This is a genomic window from Bradyrhizobium sp. SPXBL-04 (assembly GCF_051853035.1).
GTDB lineage: Bacteria > Pseudomonadota > Alphaproteobacteria > Rhizobiales > Xanthobacteraceae > Bradyrhizobium > Bradyrhizobium zhanjiangense.
The window spans coordinates 5,752,306-5,777,241 of the sequence record NZ_CP182472.1; the positions used below are offsets into that span (position 1 = coordinate 5,752,306).

Consider the following 24,936-nt stretch of genomic DNA (forward strand, 5'->3'; position numbering starts at 1 on the left):
CGATGAACGAAACAGCGATCGCGCACACAGGTGACGAACAGGTCCGGATCCGCGCCTCACGCGAAAGCGATGTCGAGGCGATGCTGGCGATCTACCGCGATCACGTCCGCAATGGCGTGCCGCGCGATGTCGAGGGAACCGGCGCGCCCGAGCCGGACGATCTGCGCGACCGACGCAAGAACCTGAAGCAGACCCGCCTGCCGCATCTGGTCGCGACCTCTCGCGGCGAAGTGGTCGGCTATGCCTATGCCGTGCTGTTCCGCAAACGGCCGGCCTATCGCTACACCGCCAAGCATTCCATCTACGTCCACCACAGGCATCTCGCCCGCGGGATCGGACGGCTGCTGCTCCAGGAACTGATCGATGCCTGTGCGGCGGCCGGATTCCGCCAGATGATCGGCTATATCGATGCCGACAACGCGCCCTCGCTGGCGCTGCACGAGAAGTTCGGCTTCGCGCGCGCCGGCCTGCTCTGCGGCGTCGCCTATCGCCACGGCCGCTGGTCCGATACCGTGATGGTGCAGCGGTCGCTCGGCGCGGGCACGACAGCACCTCCGCCCATCACGGCGCCCGGCCGGTAGGCTTTCACGACGGAAAATCGGCCGGTCTGACCTGGATGCGGTCGGCATGCAGGGACCAATGATGCAAGGCTTGATCCTTGCAGAACTTCGCCTTGGCCCGCTCCTTGGCCTCGTCCTCGTCGGCGGCGTCGATCTCGAGCGTCCCCTGGCAGACCTCGATCTGCCGGCCGTACTGACCGAGCACGTCCTTCATGAACCTGACGACATAAGTTGACATGGGACCTCCTGGTGCCCCCGGTCAGCCCCGGCGGCACTCTAATCCCATTTAGGCCGGACAGGGAAAGGAGATTTTGACGCGGATCAAGGTCGGGACGCTGTTTTCTTCGCTCCGTCATTCCGGGGCGGCTCGCAGGGCCGAGCCCGGAATGACGAGGAAGAGAAGGTAGCTGTCCTATCCCGGCGTCACGCCGAACGCCTGCTTGAAGCGATCCGCATAGTGCGGCCAGACCTCGGGATTGATGATGCGCGGCGGGCGCTTGCCGTCCAGCACATCCAGCACCTGCTCGGCGGCGATGCGGCCCATGTTCTGGCGCGCCTCGATCGTCACGCCGGCGGTATGGGGGCTCGCCAGCACGTTGTCGAGCTGGAGCAGCGGATGCTCCGGCGGCGGCGGTTCCTTGGACCAGACGTCGAGGCCGGCGCCGGCGATGCGCTTGTCGCGCAACGCCTGGAGCAGCGCGTCCTCATCGTGGATGAAGCCGCGCGCCGTGGTGATGAAATAGGCATGCGGCTGCATCAGCGCGAATTCACGCACGCTGATCATGTTGCGGCTGCCCTTGTTGAGCGGACAGGAGATCGAGACGAAATCGGCGCGGCGCAGGAGTTCGTCGAGTTCGACCTTCTCCCCGCCCCGCTCGGCCATCACCTCGGCCGACAGATAGGGATCATAGGCCAGCACTTTCATGCCGAGCAGGCTCTTGCACAGTGCGGCGATGCGGCGGCCGACATTGCCGAGCCCGATGATGCCGACGGTCTTGTGCTCGACCTCGTTGCCCACGAGCTCGTTGCGGTTGACGTCGCGCTCGCGGCGCAGCCTGCGGTCCGACTGGATGATGCGCTTGGACAGCGTCAACATCATCGCCAGCGCATGCTCGGCGACCGAATGGGCGTTGCCGCCGGACTGATTGACGACCACGACGCCGGCGGCCGTGCAGGCCTCGACGTCGACCGGGTCGAAGCCGGCGCCGTTGCTGGAGACGAGCAGCAAATTCGGCGCGCGCTTCAGGAAAGCGGCATCGACATGGAAATGCGGGGCGAGCTCGTCGCGGGCGGCGCCGACCTGGTAGACATGGGTAGCGCCGAGGAGCGGCGCATAGACCTCTTCGGGGCTGCCGTTCTCGATGCGATCGAGCCGGACGTCGGACCGCGCCTTGAGGATGTCGATATAGATCGGATTGGCCAAATAATTGGAGTAGACGACACGCTTACTGTTGACCGACATCAGGACCCTTCCGGCTCTCCAGGGATCAGCAAGGCCAGCGCGGCGCGCGCGCCCTCGGTGCTTCCTCCTACTTTTTCGTTGCCGCACTTATGACATGGCGGTGCCGGCCACGGCAGGCCGTCTGGCGCAGATCACGGTGCCGGCCTGGACATGTTGACAATCCCGCCCGCTGCGTCAAGTTCAGCGGAGCGCCGCGACGGCCGAAGACCAATAAGCATACAACGCGGCTCAAGGGAGAACGCAATGGCGATTGCGGAGCAGCAGACCTCGCCGCAGGCGACGCATGGGGCCGGCGAAAGAAGCTGGCATGACATCGTGCTGCAAACCCTGAAGCGGAACGAGATCAGCCTCGTCCCTTACGTGCCCGATCGGGTGCTGACACCGCTGATCAGGAACCTGCACGCCGATCCCTTCTTCACCACCTTTGCCACCGCCCGCGAGGAGGAAGCGGTCGGCATCGTCTCGGGCGCCTGGATGGGCGGCCGCCGCGGCGCGGTGCTGATGCAGACCTCGGGTTTTGCGACGCTCGCCAACGTGCTGGCCTCGCTCGCAGTGCCCTACCAGATTCCGCTGATCATGTTCGTATCCGAGCGCGGCACGCTCGGCGAGTTCAACTACGGCCAGTCGCTGGTCTGCCGCACCATGCGCCCGGTCCTGGACTCGCTGGCGCTGGAGCATCACACCATTACCCGGCTCGATGAGCTCGAATTCATCACGGACCGCTCGATCAAGCAGGCCGTCACCACGCAGGCGCCGGTGGCACTGATCCTGAGCCCGCTACTCACCGGCGGCAAGGTGTTCGACAAGTGAGGCAGGCGAAATGAGTTCAAATCTGAATGCGCGCAACACCAAGGTGATGAACCGTTTCCACGTCACCTCGCGCCTGATCGCCAAGCTCGGAAACGAGGAAGCGGTGATCGGCGGCATCGGCAACACCAATTTCGATCTCTGGGCCGCCGGCCACCGCCCGCAGAATTTTTACATGCTGGGCAGCATGGGCCTCGCCTTTCCGATCGGGCTCGGGGTCGCGCTGGCGCAGCCCGACCGCCGCGTCTTCGCGCTGGAAGGCGACGGCTCGCTGCTGATGCAGCTCGGCGCACTCTCGACGATTGCAGCCCTGAAGCCGAAGAACCTCACGATGATCGTGATGGACAATGGCATCTACCAAATTACCGGCGCGCAACCGACACCGGCCGCTGATGTCGCCGACATCGTCGCCATCGCCGTCGGGTCCGGCCTCGCCAACAGCGCCTGGGCCGCGGACGAGGAGGATTTCGAGCGCCTGGTCGAGAATGCGATGGCGGCTGCCGAGCCGAGCCTGATCGCGGTCCGGATCGACGACAAGCCGGGCGTCGGCACCACCCGGCGCGACCCCGTGCAGATACGGGAACGCTTCATGCACGGCCTCGGCGTGCGCGAGCCACTTTAATATTTCGTCATTAACTACACGTCGATCTGATAGCGGGACTATACGGCCCGGTGCAAATCTGTGCTAAGCGAGCCGGATGTCCCTTTTGGTTCGTTCATTTGCCTGGCTGCTCGCGGCCGCCGTCACATTCGCAACCCTTGGTCCCCCCGGCCTCCGGCCGCATTCCGACTTCGGCCAGGACGGCGAACATGCGCTCGCCTTCATCCTGGTGGGACTGGCCTTCGGCCTTGCCTATCGGCAGCGACGCCTATTGACCGCAGCGGCCGCGGTCGTACTGATCGGCGTCCTCGAACTGATGCAATTTTGGGCACCCGGGCGCCATGCACGGCTGGAGGATTTTCTGGTCGACGCGCTCACGGCTTGCCTCGGCTTTGCGCTCGCGGCCGCCGCCGATTGGGCCACCGCCCGGCTTCGCGCAAATTCGATCCTGACGAGCGAAGGCCCCGCGGAGTGACGCTCCGCAGGGCCCATCTTATCAGCGCGCAGCTTGCGCAGATCAGTCGATGATCTTGACGACACGGCGCGTGCGCGGCTCGACGATCACGCGGCGATCGTTCACGACCGCGTAGCGATACTCCGTGTAATTCGGCACAGGACGCAGCACCACGGTCGGCGGCAGCGGCTCGCCAACCACGACGCGCTCGTGGATCACCACTGAATCATCGCGCGGGATTCCGCCCAAAATCGCATTCGGAATTTCCAAACCGGCGCCAACGGCCGCACCGACGGTGCCGCCGACTATCGCGCCGACCGGCCCGCCGATGTCGCCACCCGCGCGCGCGCCGTCCGCAGCGCCCTGGGCGGTCGTCGACTGAGCAAAGGCTGCGCTCGAGGCCAGCAGCGAGGCGGCAGCCAACACGATCGCAAGACGGGTTTTCATGTCCTTATGTCTCCAGTGATTGTTATGCGCCTTCAACCGCGGGGCCGGAGCATTGTTCCGGTTCCGGACGCGTCAATTCTGGACACTGTTAGCCGGTAACAGACTAGGCCGCGGCGATCTCGTGCCCCGCCATTAGTTCCAGCGCCCGCACCATCGCCGAATGATCCCAGGCCTTGCCGCCATGAGCTGTGCAGGACGAGAACAATTGCTGCGCCACCGCCGTGCTCGGCAGCGAGAGACCGAGGGCACGCGCGCCTTCGAGCGCGAGGTTGAGATCCTTCTGGTGCAGCTCGATGCGGAAGCCGGGATCGAAATTGCGCTTCACCATGCGCTCGCCATGCACTTCGAGAATCCGCGATGATGCAAAACCGCCCATCAGCGCCTGCCGCACCAGCGCCGGATCCGCGCCGGCTTTCGACGCAAACAACAGCGCCTCGCTCACCGCCTCGATCGTCAGCGCGACGATGATCTGGTTGGCGACCTTCGTCGTCTGCCCGTCGCCATTGGCCCCGACCCTGGTGACGTTCTTGCCCATCTTGTCGAACACCGGCTTCATGGTGTTGAAGGCCCGCTCGGGCCCGCCGACCATGATGGTGAGGCTCGCCGCCTTGGCGCCGACCTCGCCACCTGACACTGGCGCGTCCAAATAATCCGCACCGAGCGCCTCGATCTTCTTGGCGAACTCCTTCGTTGCCAGCGGCGAGATCGAGCTCATGTCGACAACGATCTTGCCCTTGGAGATGCCGCTCGCCACACCGTCTTTGCCGAACAACACGGCTTCCACATGCGGCGTGTCCGGCACCATGATGATGACCGCCTCCGCCTCTTCGGCGACCTGCTTGCTGGATTTGCACGCGACGCCACCGGCCGCGATCAGATCGGGCGCGACCGGCGCGGCATCATGCAGGAAAACGCGATGGCCCGCCGCCAGGAGATGGCCGGCCATCGGCCGTCCCATGGTGCCAAGTCCGATGAAGCCGATGTTGGTCATATCCATCTCTCTCAGTTGAATTAGCGAAATATCATCTCTGCGGTCGGTGCTTGCGGAAGAGGTCGGCGCGGAGCGCCGGGTGAGGGTTCTATCCGCTTGGGGATTCTCGATGCACGAACCCCATCGCGGGGAGAACCCTCACCCCGGCCCTCTCCCGCAAGCGGGAGAGGGAGTGCACCGTCGCTGTGGCTACGCTCTCACGTCTCGAACGTCTGCGCCGCGTGCCACGAGAGTCCTTCCAGCGTCGTGGTGCGCGGCTTGTATTCGCAGCCGATCCAGCCGCGATAGCCGATCGCGTCGAGGTGGCGGAACAGGAAGGGATAGTTGATCTCGCCGGTGCCGGGCTCGTGGCGGCCGGGATTGTCGGCAAGCTGGATGTGGGCGATCTGGGGCAGATATTCCTGCATGGTGCGGGCGAGATCGCCCTCCATGATCTGCATGTGATAGATGTCGTACTGGATGAACAGATTGTTCGACCGCACTTCGGAGATCAGCTGCACCGCCTGCTCGGTGCCGTTGAGGTAGAAGCCGGGAATGTCGAGCGTGTTGATCGGCTCGACCAGCAGCTTGATGTTCTCCCGCGCCAGCGTCGAGGCCGCAAAGCGCAAGTTTCCAACCAGCGTCTCATTGAGCTGGCGACGGTCGGCATCGGCAGGCGCGATGCCGACGAGGCAATTGAGCTGCTCGCAATCGAGCGCCTTGGCGTAGTCGATGGCGCGGAACACGCCGTCGCGGAATTCGGCGGTGCGTTCGGGCAGGATCGCGATGCCGCGCTCGCCCGCCGCCCAGTTGCCGGCCGGCAAATTGTGCAGCACCTGCGTGAGGCCGTGCGCCTCGAGCTGCTCACGCAGCTGCGCCTTGTCGAAATCATAGGGAAAGAGATACTCGACCCCGGAAAAGCCCGCCGCCTTCGCAGCAGTGAAGCGGTCGAGAAACGGCATCTCGTTGAAGAGCATGGTGAGATTGGCGGCGAATTTCGGCATGATGCCGTCCCCTTATTCTGCCGGCTGCAATACGCCAGGTCGAGCGCTTCCGACCTCGTCGAGCGGCAGATCGAGCACTTCCTCGAACTCGACGATGTTGTCGATCTCCGTGCCCATGGCGATGTTGGTGACGCGTTCGAGAATGAATTCGACCACGACGGGCACGCGATGCTTTGCCATCAGTTCACGCGCCGTCGCGAACGCAGCCTGCGTGTCCTTCGGGTCGGTGACGCGGATCGCCTTGCAGCCGAGGCCTTCGGCGACAGCAACATGGTCGACGCCATAGACGCCGATCTCGGGCGCGTTGATGTTCTCGAAAGAGAGCTGGACGTGATAGTCCATGTCGAAGCCGCGCTGTGCCTGGCGGATCAGGCCGAGATAGGAATTGTTCACGACGACGTGGATGTAGGGCAGATTGAACTGCGCGCCGACCGCAAGCTCCTCGATCAGGAACTGGAAGTCGTAATCGCCCGACAGTGCGACGATCTCACGCTCCGGACACGCCGCACGCACCCCGAGCGCTGCCGGCAGCGTCCAGCCGAGCGGCCCGGCCTGCCCGGCATTGATCCAGTTGCGCGGCTTGTAAACGCCGAGGAATTGCGCGCCGGCGATCTGCGACAAGCCGATCACGGTGACATAAGTGGTGTCGCGGCCGAAGGCCTTGTTCATCTCTTCATAGACGCGCTGCGGCTTGATCGGGACATTATCGAAATGGCTCTTGCGCAGCATCGTCTTCTTGCGATCGCGGCAGGACGCGGGCCACGCCTGGCGCTCGCGGAGCCTGCCTGACCGGCGCCACTCCGTGGCGGCGGTGACGAACAATTCGAGCGCAGCCTTCGCGTCCGAGACGATGCCGAGGTCGGGATTGAACACGCGCCCTATCTGCGTCGGCTCGATATCCACGTGAACGAATTTACGACCCTTGGTGTAGGTCTCGACCGAGCCGGTGTGGCGATTGGCCCAGCGGTTGCCGATGCCGAGCACGAAATCGGATTCCAGCAACGTCGCGTTGCCGTAGCGGTGGCTGGTCTGAAGCCCGACCATGCCGGCCATCAGCACGTGATCGTCGGGGATCGCGCCCCACCCCATCAGCGTCGGCACCACAGGCACGTTGGCGATCTCGGCGAATTCCACCAGCAGATCCGAAGCATCGGCGTTGATGATGCCGCCACCCGCGACGATCAGCGGACGCTCGGCAGCGTTGAGCATCTCCAGCGCCTTCTCGACCTGCTTGCGCGTCGCAGCCGGCTTGTAGACCGGCAGCGGCTCATAGGTTTCGTCGTCGAACTCGATCTCGGCGAGCTGCACATCGAGCGGCATGTCGATCAGCACCGGACCCGGGCGGCCGGAGCGCATGACATGGAAGGCCTGGCTGAACACGCGCGGCACCAGCGCGGGCTCGCGCACCGTCACTGCCCATTTGGTCACCGGCTTTGCGATCGACTCGATGTCGACCGCCTGGAAGTCTTCCTTGTAGAGCCGTGCCCGAGGCGCCTGTCCGGTGATGCAGAGGATCGGAATGGAATCGGCGATGGCCGAATAGAGCCCGGTGATCATGTCGGTGCCGGCCGGCCCCGAAGTGCCGATGCAGACGCCGGTATTTCCGGCCTTGGCCCGCGTATACCCTTCCGCCATGTGCGAAGCGCCCTCGACATGGCGCGCCAGGATGTGGCGGATCGACCCGCGCTTCTTCAGCGCCGAGTAAAGCGGATTGATTGCAGCGCCGGGAACCCCGAAGGCAGTGGAGATGCCTTCCTTCTCCAGAATACGCACGGCTGCATCGACGGCTCGCATCTTCGCCATATCGGACCTCGCTTGGTTGCGTCAGCGAGCGAGATGATCGGGCGCGCAAGATGCGATCTCAACGAGATCGATTTTATTTTCCACGATGTGGCAGCCGCGGAAAAATCGCGGCGGTCTCAACTGGTTAGATGAAGAAATGCGTGAAAGCGCCTCACTCGAACAGCGGCGCCAGCTCCATCTGCGGCACCAGCACGAGGCCCTTGTCGGTGATACGAATTTCCGGAATGACCGATAGCGGAATCAAATTGAAGCCCATGTAAGGGATGGTGCAGCCGGCCTCGGCCCATTCCTTCTTGAGCGCCTTGACCTCTTCGGCCACTTCGGTGACGCGCTTATCCGAGAGCAGGCCCGCAATCGGCAGCGGGACCAGTGCCCTCACCTTGCCGTCGGCCACCACACAGACGCCACCCTGGCGCTCCCTGATCGCTGATATCGCGACCTGCATATCGCCCTCGTTGGTTCCAGCGACGATGATGTTGTGGCTGTCGTGCCCAACGCTTGAGGCGACCGCGCCGCGCTTGAGGCCAAAATCCTTCAACAGGCCGTACGCGACGTTGCCGGCGGACTTGCCGTGGCGCTCGACCACGGTAACGAAACACAGGCCGTAGCGCGCGAACAGCGAGGGCCAGTCCTTGGCGGGCTCGATCGCGACCTTCTCGTGGATCAGCGTGATGCCGGGCAGCGCAGTCTTGATCGCATTGACGGTGCAAGCCTTTGCCGGCAGTTCCGGGGTCAGCTTGACCTTCTCGGGCAGTTTCACGGTGGCATAAGCAGTCTTCGGATACTGATAGCGCTCCGACAGTGCCTGATCGAGCCGAGAGGTGATCTTGCCGTGCTCGACCACGAGCTCGCCGCCATACCAGGTGCATTGCGGCTTGAGCTGATCGTCCATCAGCACGAGATCGGCGCGGCGGCCGCCACCGAGCCCGCCGATATCGCCGTCCATGTCGAAGCGCGTGGCACCATGCAGCGAGCCCATCGACCAGGCCTGCTCCGGCGACATGCCCGCCTTCACCGCTTCGCGCACCACCCAATCGAGGCCGAACAGCAACAGGTCGTCGGCGTCGCGGTCGTCGGTGCAGACCGCCGTGCGCTTGTGCGAGGCTCCGAGCTCGGTGATGGTCCGGATCGCCTGCGGCAGCGAGTGCCAGGGCGTCGTCGGCGGTCCGCCGCGCAGAAATACCCAGACGCCGGCGTCGAGCAGGTCGTCGGCGATGTCGCGGTCGATCGCCTCGTGCGTGTCGGTGACGCCGCTCGCCGCATACGCCGCGACGAATTCGCGGCCATAGACGTGACCGGACACCGGCCGGCCCCGCTTCAATGCCGCCGCCAGGATGGCGTGGCTGCGTTCGTCGCCCATCGTCACCGGGACAAAGTCCATCTTCTCGCCGAGCGCCACCGCTTCGGGCCAGCGATCGAACAGCCCCGCGATCTTCTCCGGCGTGAGATCGCCGCCCGCGGTCTCCAACTCCGCCGACGTTGCCGGCACCGTGCTCGGCACTGTCAAAAAGATGGAGAGCGGCGCCGCGCGCGCATCCTCGAGCATCGCCTCGACACCGGCGACGTCCATGACGTTGCCGATCTCGTGGCTGTCGCAGAAGATCGTGGTGGTGCCGTTGAGCAGCGCGGCCTCCGCATAGGCGCAAGCCGTCACCATCGAGGATTCGATGTGGATGTGGGGATCGACGAGCCCGGGCGCGATGATGCCGCCGGCCGCGTCATAGAGCGGCACGCCACTCCACACCTTCTTCGCTGCACCGGCCGGCTTCACCGCGGCGATGCGGCCGCCTGTGATCCAGACCTCCCGTCCCGGATGGATGCGCTCCGAATAAGTCGAGAGCGCCCGCGCGCCCGATATGACGAGATCAGGCGCGACGCGGGCCGAGGCGACGTCGGCGAGGCGCCGTGTCATGCTGTGCAGCGGCGCGACGGAGAAACGGGTGAGTTTGGTCATGTGGGCTCTCGCGGAGATTGGACAGCCCAGCGATGGTTGCCTCCGGCGGAGGCAGGAGCAACTCAAATAAAACGGCACCCGTGCTTACGCGTTGGGCAGACGGAGGGTTCTGTCGTCCAGTGGCCTGGTATTTCGGCGGGGGCTTGAGACTGGGAACCAGCTTGCGGCGTAATCGTACCGAGTTACGCATCACCCATTGTCGCGTTTGCCACGCCCCGAAATTGGAACCCCTTATGATGTTACCCATACCCATTTTGCAATTGTATGCGCGTGGCGTTCGGATCTAATTGAATGATCCTGCAACAGCAGAATTCGCCTCCGCGTCGCATGTGCTTGGAGTTTCATTTTTGCGGTTAAGAGCTTTCGCATCTGAATTGGATTTCGAGGCGAAAAGCATATGCGAATTCAAACAAAGTTTGAGGTTGTCGCCATATGCCGCTCGAAATGCGATGGGGCGGATGGTTCGCATCGGGCTGCAGCGATGCTTGTAAGCGGAGTTGGTAACCGGCTTCTGGCAGCACTGCCGACCGCGGACCTCGATCTTCTGTCACCCGACCTGCAGACGGTTACTCTCGATCGGGAAGAGGTCGTCTCGCGGATGGGGGACCACACCGAGCACGTTCTCTTCCCTCATAGTGGCGCCGTTTCGGTGATGGTCGATATGGCGAATGGGCAGACGGTCGCCAGCGCCGCAATAGGGCGCGAGGGGGCAGTGGGCACTCTTTCCGTGCTGGGGCCGTCCCCTGCGGCCGTTACGGCTATCGTTCGTGCCGAGGGGACGGCCTCGCGGATCCCGGCAGCGCGTTTCCATGCCGCTTTCAGCCGGAGTCCTGCGATCCGGCACGTAGTCCAGCTTCACTTCAAGGCGATGCTGATACAGTTTCAATTGGGCGGGGCTTGCAATGCACTGCATCCGGTCCAAGCCCGCATGGCACGCTGGCTGCTTCAACTTCACGACCGCATCAACCACGACGTCCTGCCTCTCACCCAGGACGCGCTTTCGCAGATGTTGGGTGTGCGACGAACGACGGTGACGCTCCTGATGCGCAATCTGCGCGCTTCCGGAGCGATCAGATCTGAGCGACGAGGTGAAATCGAGATCGACTCATCGCGGCTCGCTGCGGTGGCGTGCGAATGCCGCGATACCATGCGGCTCGAACTCGAGAACATCTTCTCTATGGGTGCAGCGGCATCTGCTCGCGTTTTCGATCTGCCGATCCAGTAAATGAAACGGGCGATGCTAGCCGTTTCGGCGCGTCCGGGTAAAGCCGGCGAGCGCGATGCTCGAATAGCATCGCCGGATGCGCATCCTTCTGACCGGGCTGCGGCCCAATGCGGTGAGGATCTCCCACCCCAACGTCCGTAACGGGTCAAAAGCGCTGGTCAATGACCCGCCGGCCCAGCAACTCAAGCGCTGAAGCGGTCCATATCGGATGCGCTATTCGAACACTGCGCGTTGAGGTCGGCTATGGGTCCAAAAGCAGCAGTTAACGCAGCCACCGTACGAGGATCTCCGGCAGAGAGTCGAGATGGCAGCCGCTGCTGCGGCGTTCGGCTCGGGGGCATGAGCCGACGCAGTCCATTTGAGCAACGAGCCTTTCACTTCGGCTGAAATCAAATCAGATGAAAGAAATGATGCGGCGTTGGGACAGCGTGACTGTCGGATCACATCGCTTGCGCGAATAGAAGTTTGAGCATTGAATCAGCGCGGATACCAAGTGATTTCTCGTATGCCTGCCGCTCTCGCAAGATGAAGCGATGCAGAGATTCGCCTAGGCTTCGGGCGCATGATGGCTTCATGCGTAGCTGAACCGGAGAGGTGTACGCCTAGTCGGTCCTGCCAACTGATTGGGAGTAGCCACACGCGTCTCATGCGCGCCTAGCACGGTCGACGGCCAACAAACGGGGAGGAGAACAATGAGCACCTGGCTTAGTGAGCGAGAACAGCGTCTCGTCGCAGGCGCGGAGGCGGCATCGGCGGCAACGCCTATCCCGACCCAGATTGTCTCCAATGGCGAGTATCTCCCGCCCCCGCAGAGCGATACGCAAAAGAAAGTCGAGGCACGGATCAACGAGCTCGCTGATGTCAATGGCAGGCACCTCGGCTTGAGCCGCAGGCAGTTCTTGCACACGGGCTGCGGCATGGCGGCAGCGTTCCTCGCCATGAACGACATCTACGGCAATGTTTTCCAGGTCGCGCCCGCTGAAGCCCGCGAGCCCGAGCTGATGCTGGCCCGCGCGCAGAGCCTTGCAGGCCAATTCATCTTCGACGTCCAGACTCATTTCGTGCGGGACGACTTCGACCATAAGGAGCTGTTGGGGCTGGCGGACTTTGCGAGCCAGCACTGGAATCCGAAGATGAAGGAGGAAGGCGTCTCTTCGCTCGCCCGCTACAAGTTCCAGAACTATGTGAAAGAGATCTACTACGACAGCGACACCAACATGGCGCTCCTGAGCGGCGCGCCCTTCGACGACCCGAGTTGGTGGCTGCTGTCCAATGAGCAGATCGTCAAGGCGCGAGAACTGATCAACGACTTCGCCGGTTCGCGCCGCCTGCTGGCGCATAGCGTCATCACCCCCAAGCAACCCGGCTGGATGGACGAGGTGGACAAGGCAATCGAGGTCTACAAACCGGATTCCTGGAAGTCCTACACGATTGGCGATCCGCTGGCGCCCTCGAAGTTCCCATGGCGGCTCGACGACGAGCAGGTGATGTATCCGTTCTACGAGAAAGCAGTGAAGGCCGGCATCAACACGCTGTGTATCCACAAGGGGTTGCTGCCGCCCGATTATGAGAAGTCGTTCGCCGGCGTCTGGGAATACGCAACGGCGTGGGACATCGGAAAAGCCGCCAAGGATTGGCCGCAGATGAACTTCGTGATCTATCACTCGGCGCTGCGGCCGTTCCTCGAGCTACCCGATCACGCGTGGGCGGATTTCGAGCAGACCGGCCGTATCCAGTGGGCCACCGATCTCGCGGAAGTCCCGCAGAAGTTCGGTGTCGCCAACGTCTATGCCGAGCTCGGCACGTCCTTTGCCAACTCGGCGGTGGCGCATCCGAAGTTCTGCGCCGCGCTGATCGGCACGCTGATAAAGGGGATGGGTGTTGACCACGTCATGTGGGGCACCGACTCGGTCTGGTACGGCTCACCACAGTGGCAGATCGAGGCGCTCCGCCGGCTCGAAATCCCCGAGGATATGCAAAAGAAGTACGGCTTTGCGGCGCTTGGCGATGCCAACAGCGCTACCAAGCAGCTGATCTTCGCGGGCAACGCAACCAGATTCTACAAGATCAAGCTGAAATCGGCCGAGAATACCAGGATGCCGGCCTTTTCCGAGGACCGCCTCGCGGCGCTCAAGAACGAGTACACGCAAGCTTCGAAGCAACCGTCGAACCTGCGCTACGGCTACGTTCGCGCCGCCTAGGACCGATGCCAACAGCGTGGGCAAGCTCCGCCGGCAATGGATGCGCGGCCAAATCCGACTTCGGCTCAGGATCACCAATGCTTTGGCCGATCAGAGATTTCCGCTCGGCCCTCAGGAGCCGACATTACTTTATGAGGACACGCCCTAACTAATCCTCATTCGCCTTGAACCGCCCGAGCCCCTTCAACACGAAGGGCGCCAGCAGCGCGATCAGCGCGACGCCAAGCAGGGTCGCCGAGATCGGGCTCTGAACCAGCGCTATGGGATCGCCGAGGCTGATCGCGAGCGCCCTGCGCAATTGGCTCTCGGCGATCGGGCCGAGGATCAGGCCGACGACGACGGGCGCGATCGGAAAATCGAACCGGCGCATCAGGAAGCCCAGCACGCCGAAGCCGGCCAGCATCGACAATTCGACCACCGACGGCTTTGCCGCGATGGTGCCCATGGTCGCGAACACGAGGATGCCGGCATAGAGCCACGGCTGCGGGATCGCGAGCAGCCGCACCCACAGGCCGACCAGCGGCAGATTCAGCACAAGCAGCATCGCGTTGGCGATGAACAGGCTGGCAATCAGGCCCCACACCAGGTCCGGCCGCTCCGCGAACAGCAGCGGCCCCGGGTTGAGGCCGTATTGCTGGAAACCCGCCAGCATCATCGCGGCCGTCGCCGACGTCGGCAGCCCGAGCGTGAGCAGCGGCACCAGCGTGCCGGCGGCGGAGGCATTGTTCGCGGCTTCCGGTCCCGCGACGCCTTCGATCGCGCCCTTGCCGAACTCTTCCGGATGTTTCGTGAGCCGCTTCTCAGTCGAATAGGACAGGAAGGTCGGAATTTCCGCGCCGCCTGCGGGCAGCGCGCCGATCGGGAAGCCGAACATGGTGCCGCGCAGCCACGCTTTCCACGAGCGCTTCCAATCCTGCTTCGTCATCCACAGCGAGCCGCGCACCGGCTCGAGCTTCTCCTCGGTGTGGTGGCGGCGCGATGCGACGTAGAGCGCCTCGCCCACCGCGAACAGGCCGACCGCAAGCGTCGTCACCTCGACGCCGTCGAGCAGCTCGGGGACGCCAAACGCAAGCCGCGCCTGACCGGTCAGCTTGTCGATGCCGACGAGACCGAGCGTCAGGCCGATGAACAGGCTGGTCAGGCCTCGGACCGGGGAATCCCCAAACGTCGCCGACACCGTGACGAAGGCGACGCACATCAGCGCGAAGTAATCCTCCGGGCCAAAACGCACGGCGAAATCGACCAGCCATGGCGCGAGGAACGCCAGCCCGATGGTGGCGATGGTGCCGGCGACGAAAGAGCCGATCGCGGAGGTCGCAAGCGCCGGCCCGCCGCGGCCGGCCTTGGCCATCTTGTTGCCTTCGAGCGCCGTCGCCATCGAGGCGCTCTCGCCGGGCGTGTTGATGAGGATCGCAGTGGTCGAGCCGCCATACATGCCGCCATAGTAGATGCCGGCGAACATGATCAGCGAGCCGCCGGGGTCGAGCTTGTAGGTTACCGGCAGCAGCAGCGCGACCGTCAACGCCGGGCCGATGCCGGGCAGCACGCCGACGGCCGTGCCCAGGAAGACGCCGATCAGCGCATACAGCAAATTCATCGGCTGGACGGCGACCGCCATGCCATGCGCCAGCGCGGCAAAAGTGTCCATCACAGCAGTCGCTCCAGGGGGCCGGCCGGAAGGCTCAGCGTCAGCAGCCGGTCGAACGCGAGATAAATGAGGGTCGACATCACGAGGGCGATGATGGAATCGACGAGGATGGCACGGCGTCCAAACGCCGCCGAGGTCGTCACGAACAGCGCCGAGGTCGCCAGGATGAAGCCGCCGCCGAAGCCGATGATGGCGATCAGAAGCGCAAGGCCAATGAGGATCAAGACCACCGGCACGGGATCGGAGCTCTCGCGCGCCGGCAAATTACCGCGCAGCGCGTCGATGAAATTGCCGATCGCAAGCAGCCCAAGGCCGGAGGCGACCACAACCGGCATCGACTCGGGCCCCATCCCGTACATCGCGGCGGATTGCAGGCCGCGCGCATCCCAGATCAGGACAGCGGCGAGCACCGCAAGCAATGCAGCGATGGCGAGCCCGGCGCGGTCGACGCGCCGCGACGGCTGGACGGAATCGCCTGAGGTCATGACTTGACCAGGCCGACCGACTTCAGCACGTCCGTGACGCGCACCGTCTCCTTCTTCAGGAAGTCGGCAAAGGCATCGCCGCCGAGATAGGCATCCTCCCAGCCCTTCTGCTTGAGGATCTCCTTCCAGGCGTCCGACTTCACCATCTTCTCGACCGCATCGCTCAAGGTCTTGCGCTGCTCCGGTGTGATGCCCGGAGGCGCGACCACCGAGCGCCAGTTTGCGATCACGAGGTCAATGCCTTGCTCCCTAAAGGTCGGGATGTCGCTGCCGGCGATGCGCTTCTCCGAGGTCACGCCGATCGCGCGCAGCTTGCCGGATTTGATCTGCCCTTCATATTCGCTCAGCCCCGAAATGCCCGCGGTGACCTTGCCGCCGAGAATGGCGGCGAGCGACTCGCCACCGCCGGAGAACGGGATGTAGTTGATCTTCTTCGCGTCGGCGCCGACGGCGCCAGCGAACAGCGCCGCCATGACATGGTCGACGCCGCCGGCCGAGCCGCCGGCAAAGGTCACCTTGGCGATATCGGCCTTCACCGCAGCGGCCAGATCCTGCCCGGTCTTGATCGGCGAATTCGCGGGCACCACGATCACCTGGATCTCCTCGGTGAGGCGCGCGATCGGCGTCACCTGGTCCAGTGTGACCGGCGACTTGTTCATGGCGAGCGCGCCCACCATGACGAAGCCGTTGACCATCATCTGGTTGCCGTCGCCCTTGGCCCCGTTGACGAACTGCGCGATGCCGACGCTGCCGCCCGCGCCGGGAACGTTGGTGACCTGCACGCTGCGGGCCACGCCCGAGGCCACCAGCGCCTGCTGCATCGAGCGCGCGGTCTGGTCCCAGCCCCCGCCCGGTGCGGCCGGCGCCATCAGCTTGAGCTCGAGCTGTTGGGCAAAAGCCGGATTGGCTGCCGCCAGGGTCAGCGCGACGGCTGCGCCGACAAGGCGCGCGGGGAATTGAAACATGGGGGCATCTCCAGGCTCGTGCGGACGTTTGCCGCATTGTGTCGTTTGGTCGCATATCAGCCAAAACGGCCGATGCTGTCCAGTGACATCCCCTGGTGGTCCCGTTAGCGGGGCGTCGGGACCGTCCCGCCCAGCGCGGCCGTCAGTTCGGCGGCGACATCCCGCACGATTTGCCCGATTTCCGGCAACCTCTGGTCGGTCAACCGACTGGTCATGCCGGAGACCGAAATCGCCGCGAGCGGCTCGGCGCAGTCATTGTAGACGACCGCGGCAACACAGCGCAGGCCCATGGACGCCTCTTCGTCGTCGAGCGCGTAGCCCTGTTTGCGGATCTTTTCGAGCTCTCGAAACAGGTCGCTCGGCCGCACGATCGACTTCTCGGTCAGGCGGGGCATGCCGTGGTGGCGGATGACGGCGCCGACGTCCTCGTCGGAATAGGTCGCGAGTACCGCCTTGCCGACGCCGGAGGTTACCATGGGGACGCGGCCGCCGACCTGGGTCAGCGAGCGCATGATCTCGCGGCTCTCCATGCGGGTCAGCACGATGATGAATTCGTCGTCGACGACGGCGAGATTGGCGGTCTCGCGGGTGAGATCGCGCAGCTTGCGCAAGTAAGGGATCGCTTGCGTGGAGAAATTACGCCGCCGCGCGAAGCTCGCGCCGACCGTGAAACTGCGCACGCCGACATGCCATTTAGACTCGGCGCGGTCGAACTGCACGAAGCGTCGGCTCTCCAGCGTCGCCAGCAGGCGGTGCACGGTCGAGGCCGACAGACCGGTACGGATCGCGAGATCGCTGAGGCGATAGCCTTCGTCGTCCTCGGCCAGCGTTTCAAGGATCGACAGCGCGCGGTCGACGGACTGCACGCCACCGTCGCGGCCCTCATGATCGACCTCTGCGGTCGATTTGGGCTCGAGTGATTTGCGCCGGATCACGTTCTTGCTCATCGCGACCTGCATTTGCCAATCAGACAAGACGCGAGCCGCCTCTTCTCCCTCGCCCCGTTCTTACGGGGAGAGGGTCGGGGTGAGGGGCTATCTCCGCAAATTCGGTGAGAGATGGACTCGCGGAAGCTCCCCCTCACCCAATTCGAGCCTTGCTCGAATTCGGCCTCTCCCCGCAGGCGGGGAGAGGCGAAGACAGCGTTAGAGCAGCCCTGCCCCGCGCGCCCACTTGTACTTGGCGCCCAGCACCTCGACCGGCAGCTCGGTCGAATACGCGTAGGCCGGGATGCCGTGCTGGTAGAGATATTCGGCGGCTTCCTCGACTTCGACGTCGCCGGCCAGCGAGGCGACCATGGGCTTCACAAAACCCTTGGCCTCCATCTCCTTCTTCACCTCGACCATGTTGCGGGCGAACACCATCGGCGGGGTGACGATGGTGTGCCAGTAGCCGAGGATCAGCGCGTGGATGCGCTCATCCGACAGGCCGAGCTTGACCGTGTTGACATAGGTGATCGGCGGCTCGCCGCCGGTGATATCCACAGGATTTCCGGCCGCGCCGAACGGCGGGATGAACTTGCGGAAGGCCGCATCGAGGTCCGGCGGCATCGACATCAGCGACAGGCCGTTGTCGACGCAGGAGTCCGACAGCAGCACGCCCGAGCCGCCCGCGCCGGTGATAATGAGCACGTTCTCGCCCTTCGGCGTCGGCAGCACCGGCACGCCGCGGGCGAATTCGAGCAGCTGGCGCAGCGAGCGGGCGCGGATCACGCCGGACTGCTTGAACACGTCCTCGTAGATCCGGTCGTTACCGGCAAGCGCGCCGGTGTGCGAGGACGCCGCCTTCGCGCCGGCCGAGGTGCGGCCGGCCTTGAGCACGACGACCGGTTTCTTCTTGGAGACGCGTTTTGCGGCTTCGGCGAACGCACGGCCGTCCTTGAGGTCTTCGCAGTGCTGCGCGATCAGGTTGGTGTTCGGGTCCTGCTCGAAGAAGGCGAGCAGATCATCCTCGTCGATATCCGACTTGTTGCCGAGGCCGACGATCGCCGAGACGCCCATCTTGGCCGAGCGCGAGAAGCCGATGATGGCCATGCCGATGCCGCCCGACTGCGACGACAGCGCCGCGTGGCCCTTGACGTCATAGGCGGTGCAGAAGGTCGCGCAGAGATTGGCGGGCGTGTAGTAGAAGCCGTAGATGTTCGGCCCCATCAGGCGGATGTCGTACTTCTTGCCGACTTCGACGATCTCGGCCTGGAGCTCGGGCGCGCCGGCCTCCGCAAAGCCCGACGGGATCAGCACCGCGCCCGGGATTTTCTTCTCGCCGCATTCGGTCAGTGCAGCGGCGACGAATTTCGCGGGGATCGCGAACACCGCGACGTCGATCACGCCCGGCACGTCCTTGACGCTCTTGTAGGCCTTGTAGCCGAGGATCTCGGCGGCCTTGGGATGGATCGGAATGATCTCGCCCTTGTAGCCGCCATTGATGAGGTTCTTCATCACGGAGTTGCCGATCTTGCCGTCCTCGGCGGAGGCGCCGATCACGGCGACCGCCTTCGGCTGCATGATGCGGTTCATCGCCGCGACGATCTCTTCGGTCGGGCGCGGCTTCGGCTTGGGCACATAAGCGAAGTCGACGACGATGCGGACGTCAGCGGCGGTTGCGCCCTTCGGGGTCGCGAACACCGGGTTGAGGTCGAGCTCGACGATTTCAGGGAAATCGGTGACGAGCTGCGAGACCTTGACGATGACGTCGGCGAGCGCCGTGCGGTTCACCGGCTCGCTGCCGCGGACACCCTTCAGGATCTCATGCGCCTGGATGCCGTCGAGCATCGAGAGCGCGTCTTCCTTGGTTGCGGGCGCGAGGCGGAAGGTGATGTCCTTCAAGACTTCGACCAGCACGCCGCCGAGACCGAAGGCGACCAGCTTGCCGAACGAGCCGTCGGTGATCGAGCCGACGATGACTTCGGTGCCGCCGGCCAGCATCTGCTGCACCTGGACGCCCTCGATCTTGGCGTCCGACTTGTATTTCTTGGCGTTGCCGAGAATGGTCTCGTAGGCCTTTTCGGCCTCCTCGGCCGTCTTGAGGCCGACGATGACGCCGCCGGCTTCCGTCTTGTGGAGAATGTCCGGCGAGACGATCTTCATCACGACTGGGAAGCCCATCGCGGCAGCCATCTTGCCGGCTTCGCCCGCCGACTTGGCCACGCCCTCCTTCGGCACCGGAATGCCGTAGGCATCGCAGACCAGCTTGCCTTCCGGCGCCGTCAGGCTGGTGCGGTTGTCCGCCTTGACCTGGTCAAGCACCTTGCGGACGGCATCTTTGGAATTGGACATGTGGGTTCTCCCTTGACCTCAGTTCGTTCTTTGCAAAGCGCGCGCGTGGTTAGCGGCTGCCCGTGATGCTTGCCATTCGCCGCGCTCTGTTCCATGCGGCGGAACGGAGTGGCATAAGCCCTGAGACTACTCCGCCGGCTTGGATCAAAAATGGCTGGCGATGGCATTTGGTATGCCAGAAGCCAACTTGTCAAGCCAGTGCACAGCTTGGAACGCCGCAAAAAATAGCCAGCTTGACATTCTGGCATGTGGTATGCCAAAAACTTTCCCGTAAATATTCCTGTAAAAGACGACTCCCACTGGAGGAGATTCGTCGTGTCACAACGGAAACCAACCAAGGCGTTGCCGAACATGGCCGAGGCAGACATCGCAATCGTTCGTATTGCCCCGGAGAGCAGCTTCAAGAACAAGGCGTATGACGCCTTGAAGGAAGCCATCCTCAAGATGGACATCTACTCGACGCCCGAGCCGGTGATGCTCGACGAGCGCGCGCTGTCCGAACGGCTGGGCGTCAGCCGCACCCCGATCCGCGAAGCGATCGCGATGCTTGAGCAGGACGGATTCGTGAAGACGGTGCCGCGCCGCGGCATCATGGTGGTGCGCAGGACCAAGAGCGAGATCGTCGACATGATCCGCGCCTGGGCGGCGCTGGAGAGCATGGCCGCACGCCTCATCACCACCACCGCGCGCAAGAAAGACATCACGGCGCTGCGCGACTTCTTCAAGGACTTCGGCAAGGACCGCCTGCCCGAGGATCACGTCGAGGAATATTCGCGCGCCAACATCGCCTTCCACCAGGCGCTGATCTCGCTGTCGGAATCCCCCGTGCTGGTCGATCTCACCAACGACCTGTTGCTGCACGTGCGCGGCTACCGGCAGTTGACCATCGGCCGCAAGGACCGCACCGCGACCTCCCTGCCCGAGCATCTCGGCATCATCGAAGCGCTGGAAGCGCGCGATACCGAGCTCGCCGAGAAGCGCGCCCGCGACCACACCCTTGGCCTTGCCGCTTATGTCGAAGCGCATGGCCAGGAACTATTCACTTAGCAACCTTCACCAGAAGGGCGAACAACTCGCCCCACTACCTTGAGACCAGGGAGACAAGGCCCATGCTGAATACCGCGACCAAGTCCGAAGCACCGGGCACCGAGCAGGAACTGACAGATGGCTTCCATCTCGTCATCGACGCGCTCAAGCTGAACGGCATCAACACCATCTACAATGTGCCGGGCATCCCGATCACGGATTTGGGCCGCATGGCGCAGGCCGCCGGTATTCGCGTGATCTCCTTCCGCCACGAGCAGAACGCCGGTTACGCCGCAGGCATCGCTGGCTACCTCACCAAGAAGCCCGGCGTCTGCCTTACCGTCTCCGCGCCGGGCTTCCTCAACGGTCTCACCGCGCTCGCGCACGCCACCACCAACTGCTACCCGATGATCCTGATCTCGGGCTCCTCCGAGCGCGAGATCGTCGACCTCCAGCAGGGCGACTACGAGGAAATGGACCAGCTCGCGATCGCAAAGCCGTTGTGCAAGGCGGCCTATCGCGTGCTGCACGCCCAGGACATCGGCATCGGCTTTGCCCGAGCCATCCGCGCCGCAGTCTCGGGCCGTCCGGGCGGCGTCTATCTCGATCTGCCGGCAAAGCTGTTCGGCCAGGTGATGAATGCCGATGCCGGCCAGAAGTCGCTGGTCAAGGTGATCGACGCGGCGCCCGCGCAGATCCCCTCGCCCGCTTCGGTCAAGCGCGCGCTCGACGTGCTGAAGAGCGCCAAGCGTCCGCTCATCATCCTCGGCAAGGGCGCGGCCTACGCGCAGGCCGATGAAGAAATCAAAAACTTCGTCGAGAAGAGCGGCGTGCCGTTCCTGCCCATGAGCATGGCCAAGGGCCTCCTCCCCGACACCCATCCGCAATGCGCCGGCGCGGCCCGATCGACGGTGCTGAAGGAGTCCGACGTCGTCATGCTGATCGGCGCGCGGCTGAACTGGCTGCTCTCGCACGGCAAGGGCAAGAGCTGGGGCGAAGCGCCGAAGAAGTTCATCCAGGTCGACATCGAGCCGAAGGAAATGGACTCCAACGTCGAGATCGTCGCACCCGTCGTCGGCGACATCGGCTCGGTCGTCTCCGCCTTCAATCAGGCGATGGGCTCGAGCTGGACCGCTCCGCCCGCCGAATGGACCAAGGCGATTACGTCCAAGCGCGAGGAGAACGTCGCCAAGATGGCGCCGAAGCTCATGAACAACAAGTCGCCGATGGACTATCACGGCGCGCTCGGCGTGCTGAAGAATGTCATCAAGGATCATCCCGAGGCGATCCTCGTCAACGAGGGCGCCAACACGCTCGACCTCGCCCGCGGCGTCATCGACATGTACCGCCCGCGCAAGCGTCTCGACGTCGGCACCTGGGGCGTGATGGGCATCGGCATGGGCCAGGCGATCGCGGCCGCACTCGAGACCGGCCATCCCGTGCTCGCAGTGGAAGGCGACAGCGCCTTCGGCTTCTCCGGCATGGAGGTCGAGACCATCTGCCGTTACAACCTTCCGATCTGCGTCGTCATCTTCAACAATGACGGCATCTATCGCGGCACCGACGTCAACGGCGCCAACTCGGATCCGGCCACGACGGTGTTCGTCAAGGGCGCGCGCTACGACAAGATGATGGAAGCCTTCGGCGGCGTCGGCGTCAACGCGACCTCGCCGGATGAACTGAAGCGCGCGGTCAACGAGGCGATGACCTCCGGCAAGCCGACGCTCATCAACGCCGTGATCGATCCGGCCGCAGGCTCGGAGAGCGGCCGCATCGGCAACCTCAATCCGCAGAGCGTTCTGCAGAAGAAGAAGTAACTCCGGGTCAATCCCCGCCCAGGCGGGGAATCCAGTATTCGCCGGACCACCCATTGTGGCGAGCACTGAGCCGAACCGAAACGACAGCGAATACTGGATGCCCGCCTTCGCGGGCATGACGGAAACAGAGTGGTAACAGGAGCAATACGATGACTAAAGCGCTCAAGGGCGTTCGCATTCTCGACTTCACCCACGTCCAGTCCGGACCGACCTGCACGCAGCTGCTGGCCTGGTTCGGCGCCGACGTGATCAAGGTGGAACGTCCGGGCGTCGGTGATATCACCCGCGGTCAGCTGCAGGACATTCCGAACGTGGACAGCCTGTATTTCACCATGCTCAACCACAACAAGCGCTCGATCACGCTCGACACCAAGAACCCCAAGGGCAAGGAAGTCCTCACCGAGCTGATCAAGAAGTGCGACGTGCTGGTGGAAAACTTCGGCCCCGGCGTGCTCGACCGCATGGGCTTCCCCTGGGAGAAGATCCAGGCGATCAACCCCAAGATGATCGTCGCCTCGATCAAGGGCTTCGGCCCCGGCCCCTACGAAGACTGCAAGGTCTATGAGAACGTCGCGCAGTGCACCGGCGGCGCCGCCTCCACCACCGGCTTCCGTGACGGCCTTCCGCTCGTCACCGGCGCGCAGATCGGCGACAGCGGCACCGGCCTGCACCTGGCGCTCGGCATCGTCACCGCGCTCTACCAGCGCACGCATTCCGGCAAGGGCCAGAAGGTCACCGCCGCGATGCAGGACGGCGTGCTCAACCTCGCCCGCGTCAAGCTGCGCGACCAGCAGCGCCTCGCCCACGGCCCGCTCAAGGAATACAGCCAGTTCGGCGAAGGCATTCCGTTCGGCGATGCCGTGCCGCGCGCCGGCAACGATTCCGGCGGTGGCCAGCCCGGCCGCATCCTGAAGTGCAAGGGCTGGGAGACCGATCCCAACGCCTACATCTACTTCATCACCCAGGCCCCGGTCTGGGAGAAGATCTGCGACGTGATCGGCGAACCCACCTGGAAGACCGATCCGAACTACGCCAAGCCCCCGGCCCGCCTGCCGCGCCTCAACGAGATCTTCGCGCGCATCGAACAGTGGACGATGACCAAGACCAAGTTCGAGGCGATGGAGATCCTCAACAAGGACGACATCCCCTGCGGCCCGATCCTGTCGATGAAGGAGATCGCCGAGGACCAGTCGCTGCGCGCGACCGGCACCGTTGTCGAGGTCGATCACCCGACCCGCGGCAAGTACATCTCGGTCGGCAACCCGATCAAGCTGTCGGATAGCCCGAGCGACGTGCAGCGTTCCCCGCTGCTCGGCGAGCACACCGACGAGATCCTGCGCTCGGTGCTCGGCTTCAGCGACCACCAGGTCGCCGAGATCCACAAGTCCGGCGCACTCGATCCGCCGCAGAAGCAGGCCGCTGAGTAAGTGGAAGCACTCTGACGCGAGACAAAAGGGCCGCCTGTCGAGGCGGCCCTTTTTGCATGAGAACACCTGCCATCACCGGCCCCCCAACTAAAAAGTCGAAAAACAACCCCATGCACAGTAGCTAACCCCTTGGGCCAACAGAGATTACTGATTTTACGAAATTCTCTTTGACGCGTGGGGCAAAACAGGGGTATTGTGCCAAGGTCCAAAGATACGGATGCCAGGCTCGGCAACGAGCTTGTGCCCTTTACCCGCCCTTTGCCATCGTCTGAAGCGACACTGCGAATGTCCAGAACGACTGCGCCGAGCAGTGTAGCGTCTTGGCGTTGGCCCCGGGGAATGTTCGACCAGCCGACGTTGAATTAAGATTGGTCTGGAGGAACCGATACGATGACCCACGGTTATTCTCCTGACCGGTGCGCTCTCGGAAGTGCGGGCGCGCCTCCTTCCGGCGAGTGACTGAGCGCCTCGCAAGAGATCTGTCCAACGCTGAAGACTTGGCCGCCGTCTCGCCCGGAGGGTGTCTATCCCCGTCAGCGTAGGCGCCGGAGGCGTGGCATTCAGCAGTCCTCCGGACCACGCTCGTTGATCAAATCGAGGTCGAAATGTTGAGAGATCAATCCTCTGATCGCGATCGCGCCAGGCGCGAAGCCAACAAGGCGTTCAAGCCCGTCAAAACCCAAAAACCGATGAGTGACTATGCGAAGGACCAGCAATCCTTCCACGAGAATCGCGAGCGACTGAAAGCCGAGCGATTAGCCCGCGAGGCCAAGCTCAAGAGCCACTCCAAATAGCAGCGTTGTGG

The 24,936-nt window shown here is 63.8% G+C and carries 22 protein-coding genes; 10 read left to right on the plus strand and 12 right to left on the minus strand.

Translation table 11 applies throughout. From position 1 onward, the window contains the following. The first annotated feature begins 2 nt into the window (after positions 1-2). Positions 3-581, plus strand: a complete 579-nt coding sequence (locus ACNJX8_RS27410) for a GNAT family N-acetyltransferase (RefSeq protein ID WP_164934550.1) — start codon at positions 3-5, stop codon at positions 579-581. Between the two features lie 4 nt (positions 582-585). On the opposite strand, the gene ACNJX8_RS27415 is transcribed toward ACNJX8_RS27410, so the two are convergent. Further along, on the minus strand, positions 586-798 hold the full coding sequence (locus ACNJX8_RS27415; RefSeq protein ID WP_164934549.1) for a hypothetical protein: 213 nt from the start codon (positions 796-798) through the stop codon (positions 586-588). 174 nt (positions 799-972) lie between these two features. After that, positions 973-2,022: a hydroxyacid dehydrogenase gene (locus ACNJX8_RS27420; protein WP_439357397.1), complete on the minus strand. Its 1,050-nt coding sequence runs from the start codon at positions 2,020-2,022 to the stop codon at positions 973-975. A 243-nt stretch (positions 2,023-2,265) separates the two neighbouring features. On the opposite strand from ACNJX8_RS27420, the gene ACNJX8_RS27425 reads away from it, so the two are divergent. The 3 genes from ACNJX8_RS27425 to ACNJX8_RS27435 all read left to right on the plus strand — a co-directional run bounded on the left by ACNJX8_RS27425 (position 2,266) and on the right by ACNJX8_RS27435 (position 3,905). Further along, complete coding sequence (locus ACNJX8_RS27425) at positions 2,266-2,832, plus strand: thiamine pyrophosphate-binding protein (protein WP_439357398.1); 567 nt, start codon at positions 2,266-2,268, stop codon at positions 2,830-2,832. Positions 2,833-2,842: 10 nt separating this feature from the next. Next, positions 2,843-3,451, plus strand: coding sequence for a thiamine pyrophosphate-dependent enzyme (locus tag ACNJX8_RS27430; RefSeq protein ID WP_128939112.1), 609 nt, complete (start codon positions 2,843-2,845; stop codon positions 3,449-3,451). Between the two features lie 76 nt (positions 3,452-3,527). Further along, positions 3,528-3,905, plus strand: coding sequence for a VanZ family protein (locus ACNJX8_RS27435; RefSeq protein ID WP_128934888.1), 378 nt, complete (start codon positions 3,528-3,530; stop codon positions 3,903-3,905). Between the two features lie 42 nt (positions 3,906-3,947). Here the strand turns inward: ACNJX8_RS27435 and ACNJX8_RS27440 are convergent, their stop codons facing one another. The 5 genes from ACNJX8_RS27440 to ACNJX8_RS27460 form a co-directional block, all read right to left on the minus strand. Beyond that, positions 3,948-4,331, minus strand: a complete 384-nt coding sequence (locus tag ACNJX8_RS27440) for a DUF1236 domain-containing protein (RefSeq protein ID WP_439357399.1) — start codon at positions 4,329-4,331, stop codon at positions 3,948-3,950. 103 nt (positions 4,332-4,434) lie between these two features. After that, positions 4,435-5,337 carry a 2-hydroxy-3-oxopropionate reductase gene (locus ACNJX8_RS27445; protein WP_283811047.1) on the minus strand — a complete coding sequence of 301 codons (903 nt, stop codon included), beginning with the start codon at positions 5,335-5,337 and terminating at the stop codon, positions 4,435-4,437. A gap of 182 nt (positions 5,338-5,519) precedes the next feature. Further along, positions 5,520-6,305 (minus strand): hydroxypyruvate isomerase, encoded by a 786-nt coding sequence (gene hyi, locus ACNJX8_RS27450; protein ID WP_128946303.1) that lies wholly within the window; start codon positions 6,303-6,305, stop codon positions 5,520-5,522. A 12-nt stretch (positions 6,306-6,317) separates the two neighbouring features. Further along, entirely contained in the window at positions 6,318-8,108 is a 1,791-nt protein-coding gene (gene gcl, locus ACNJX8_RS27455; protein WP_439357400.1) for a glyoxylate carboligase, read from the minus strand. A gap of 151 nt (positions 8,109-8,259) precedes the next feature. Continuing rightward, positions 8,260-10,062 (minus strand): adenine deaminase C-terminal domain-containing protein, encoded by a 1,803-nt coding sequence (locus ACNJX8_RS27460; RefSeq protein ID WP_439357401.1) that lies wholly within the window; start codon positions 10,060-10,062, stop codon positions 8,260-8,262. A gap of 481 nt (positions 10,063-10,543) precedes the next feature. Between ACNJX8_RS27460 and ACNJX8_RS27465 the strand changes: the two genes are divergently transcribed. Both ACNJX8_RS27465 and ACNJX8_RS27470 read left to right on the plus strand, forming a co-directional pair. Further along, positions 10,544-11,287 (plus strand): Crp/Fnr family transcriptional regulator, encoded by a 744-nt coding sequence (locus ACNJX8_RS27465; protein WP_249761752.1) that lies wholly within the window; start codon positions 10,544-10,546, stop codon positions 11,285-11,287. A 692-nt stretch (positions 11,288-11,979) separates the two neighbouring features. Continuing rightward, complete coding sequence (locus ACNJX8_RS27470) at positions 11,980-13,488, plus strand: amidohydrolase family protein (protein WP_128934894.1); 1,509 nt, start codon at positions 11,980-11,982, stop codon at positions 13,486-13,488. A gap of 148 nt (positions 13,489-13,636) precedes the next feature. Here the strand turns inward: ACNJX8_RS27470 and ACNJX8_RS27475 are convergent, their stop codons facing one another. The 5 genes from ACNJX8_RS27475 to ACNJX8_RS27495 form a co-directional block, all read right to left on the minus strand. Further along, positions 13,637-15,136 carry a tripartite tricarboxylate transporter permease gene (locus tag ACNJX8_RS27475; RefSeq protein WP_439357402.1) on the minus strand — a complete coding sequence of 500 codons (1,500 nt, stop codon included), beginning with the start codon at positions 15,134-15,136 and terminating at the stop codon, positions 13,637-13,639. Further along, positions 15,136-15,621, minus strand: coding sequence for a tripartite tricarboxylate transporter TctB family protein (locus ACNJX8_RS27480; protein WP_439357403.1), 486 nt, complete (start codon positions 15,619-15,621; stop codon positions 15,136-15,138). The genes ACNJX8_RS27475 and ACNJX8_RS27480 overlap by 1 nt, the downstream gene beginning before the upstream one ends. After that, positions 15,618-16,586 (minus strand): Bug family tripartite tricarboxylate transporter substrate binding protein, encoded by a 969-nt coding sequence (locus ACNJX8_RS27485; protein WP_128939103.1) that lies wholly within the window; start codon positions 16,584-16,586, stop codon positions 15,618-15,620. The genes ACNJX8_RS27480 and ACNJX8_RS27485 overlap by 4 nt, the downstream gene beginning before the upstream one ends. Before the next feature lie 104 nt (positions 16,587-16,690). Continuing rightward, positions 16,691-17,533, minus strand: a complete 843-nt coding sequence (locus ACNJX8_RS27490) for an IclR family transcriptional regulator (RefSeq protein ID WP_164934574.1) — start codon at positions 17,531-17,533, stop codon at positions 16,691-16,693. Between the two features lie 198 nt (positions 17,534-17,731). After that, entirely contained in the window at positions 17,732-19,861 is a 2,130-nt protein-coding gene (locus tag ACNJX8_RS27495; RefSeq protein ID WP_128934898.1) for an acetate--CoA ligase family protein, read from the minus strand. 351 nt (positions 19,862-20,212) lie between these two features. On the opposite strand from ACNJX8_RS27495, the gene ACNJX8_RS27500 reads away from it, so the two are divergent. The 4 genes from ACNJX8_RS27500 (at position 20,213) to ACNJX8_RS27515 (ending at position 24,925) form a co-directional block, all read left to right on the plus strand. Continuing rightward, positions 20,213-20,908 carry a GntR family transcriptional regulator gene (locus tag ACNJX8_RS27500; RefSeq protein WP_162250091.1) on the plus strand — a complete coding sequence of 232 codons (696 nt, stop codon included), beginning with the start codon at positions 20,213-20,215 and terminating at the stop codon, positions 20,906-20,908. Between the two features lie 62 nt (positions 20,909-20,970). After that, positions 20,971-22,704: an oxalyl-CoA decarboxylase gene (gene oxc / locus ACNJX8_RS27505; RefSeq protein WP_249760694.1), complete on the plus strand. Its 1,734-nt coding sequence runs from the start codon at positions 20,971-20,973 to the stop codon at positions 22,702-22,704. A 149-nt stretch (positions 22,705-22,853) separates the two neighbouring features. Next, complete coding sequence (gene frc, locus ACNJX8_RS27510; protein WP_128934900.1) at positions 22,854-24,131, plus strand: formyl-CoA transferase; 1,278 nt, start codon at positions 22,854-22,856, stop codon at positions 24,129-24,131. Between the two features lie 605 nt (positions 24,132-24,736). After that, entirely contained in the window at positions 24,737-24,925 is a 189-nt protein-coding gene (locus ACNJX8_RS27515) for a hypothetical protein (RefSeq protein WP_128939100.1), read from the plus strand. The last annotated feature ends 11 nt before the right edge of the window (positions 24,926-24,936 follow it).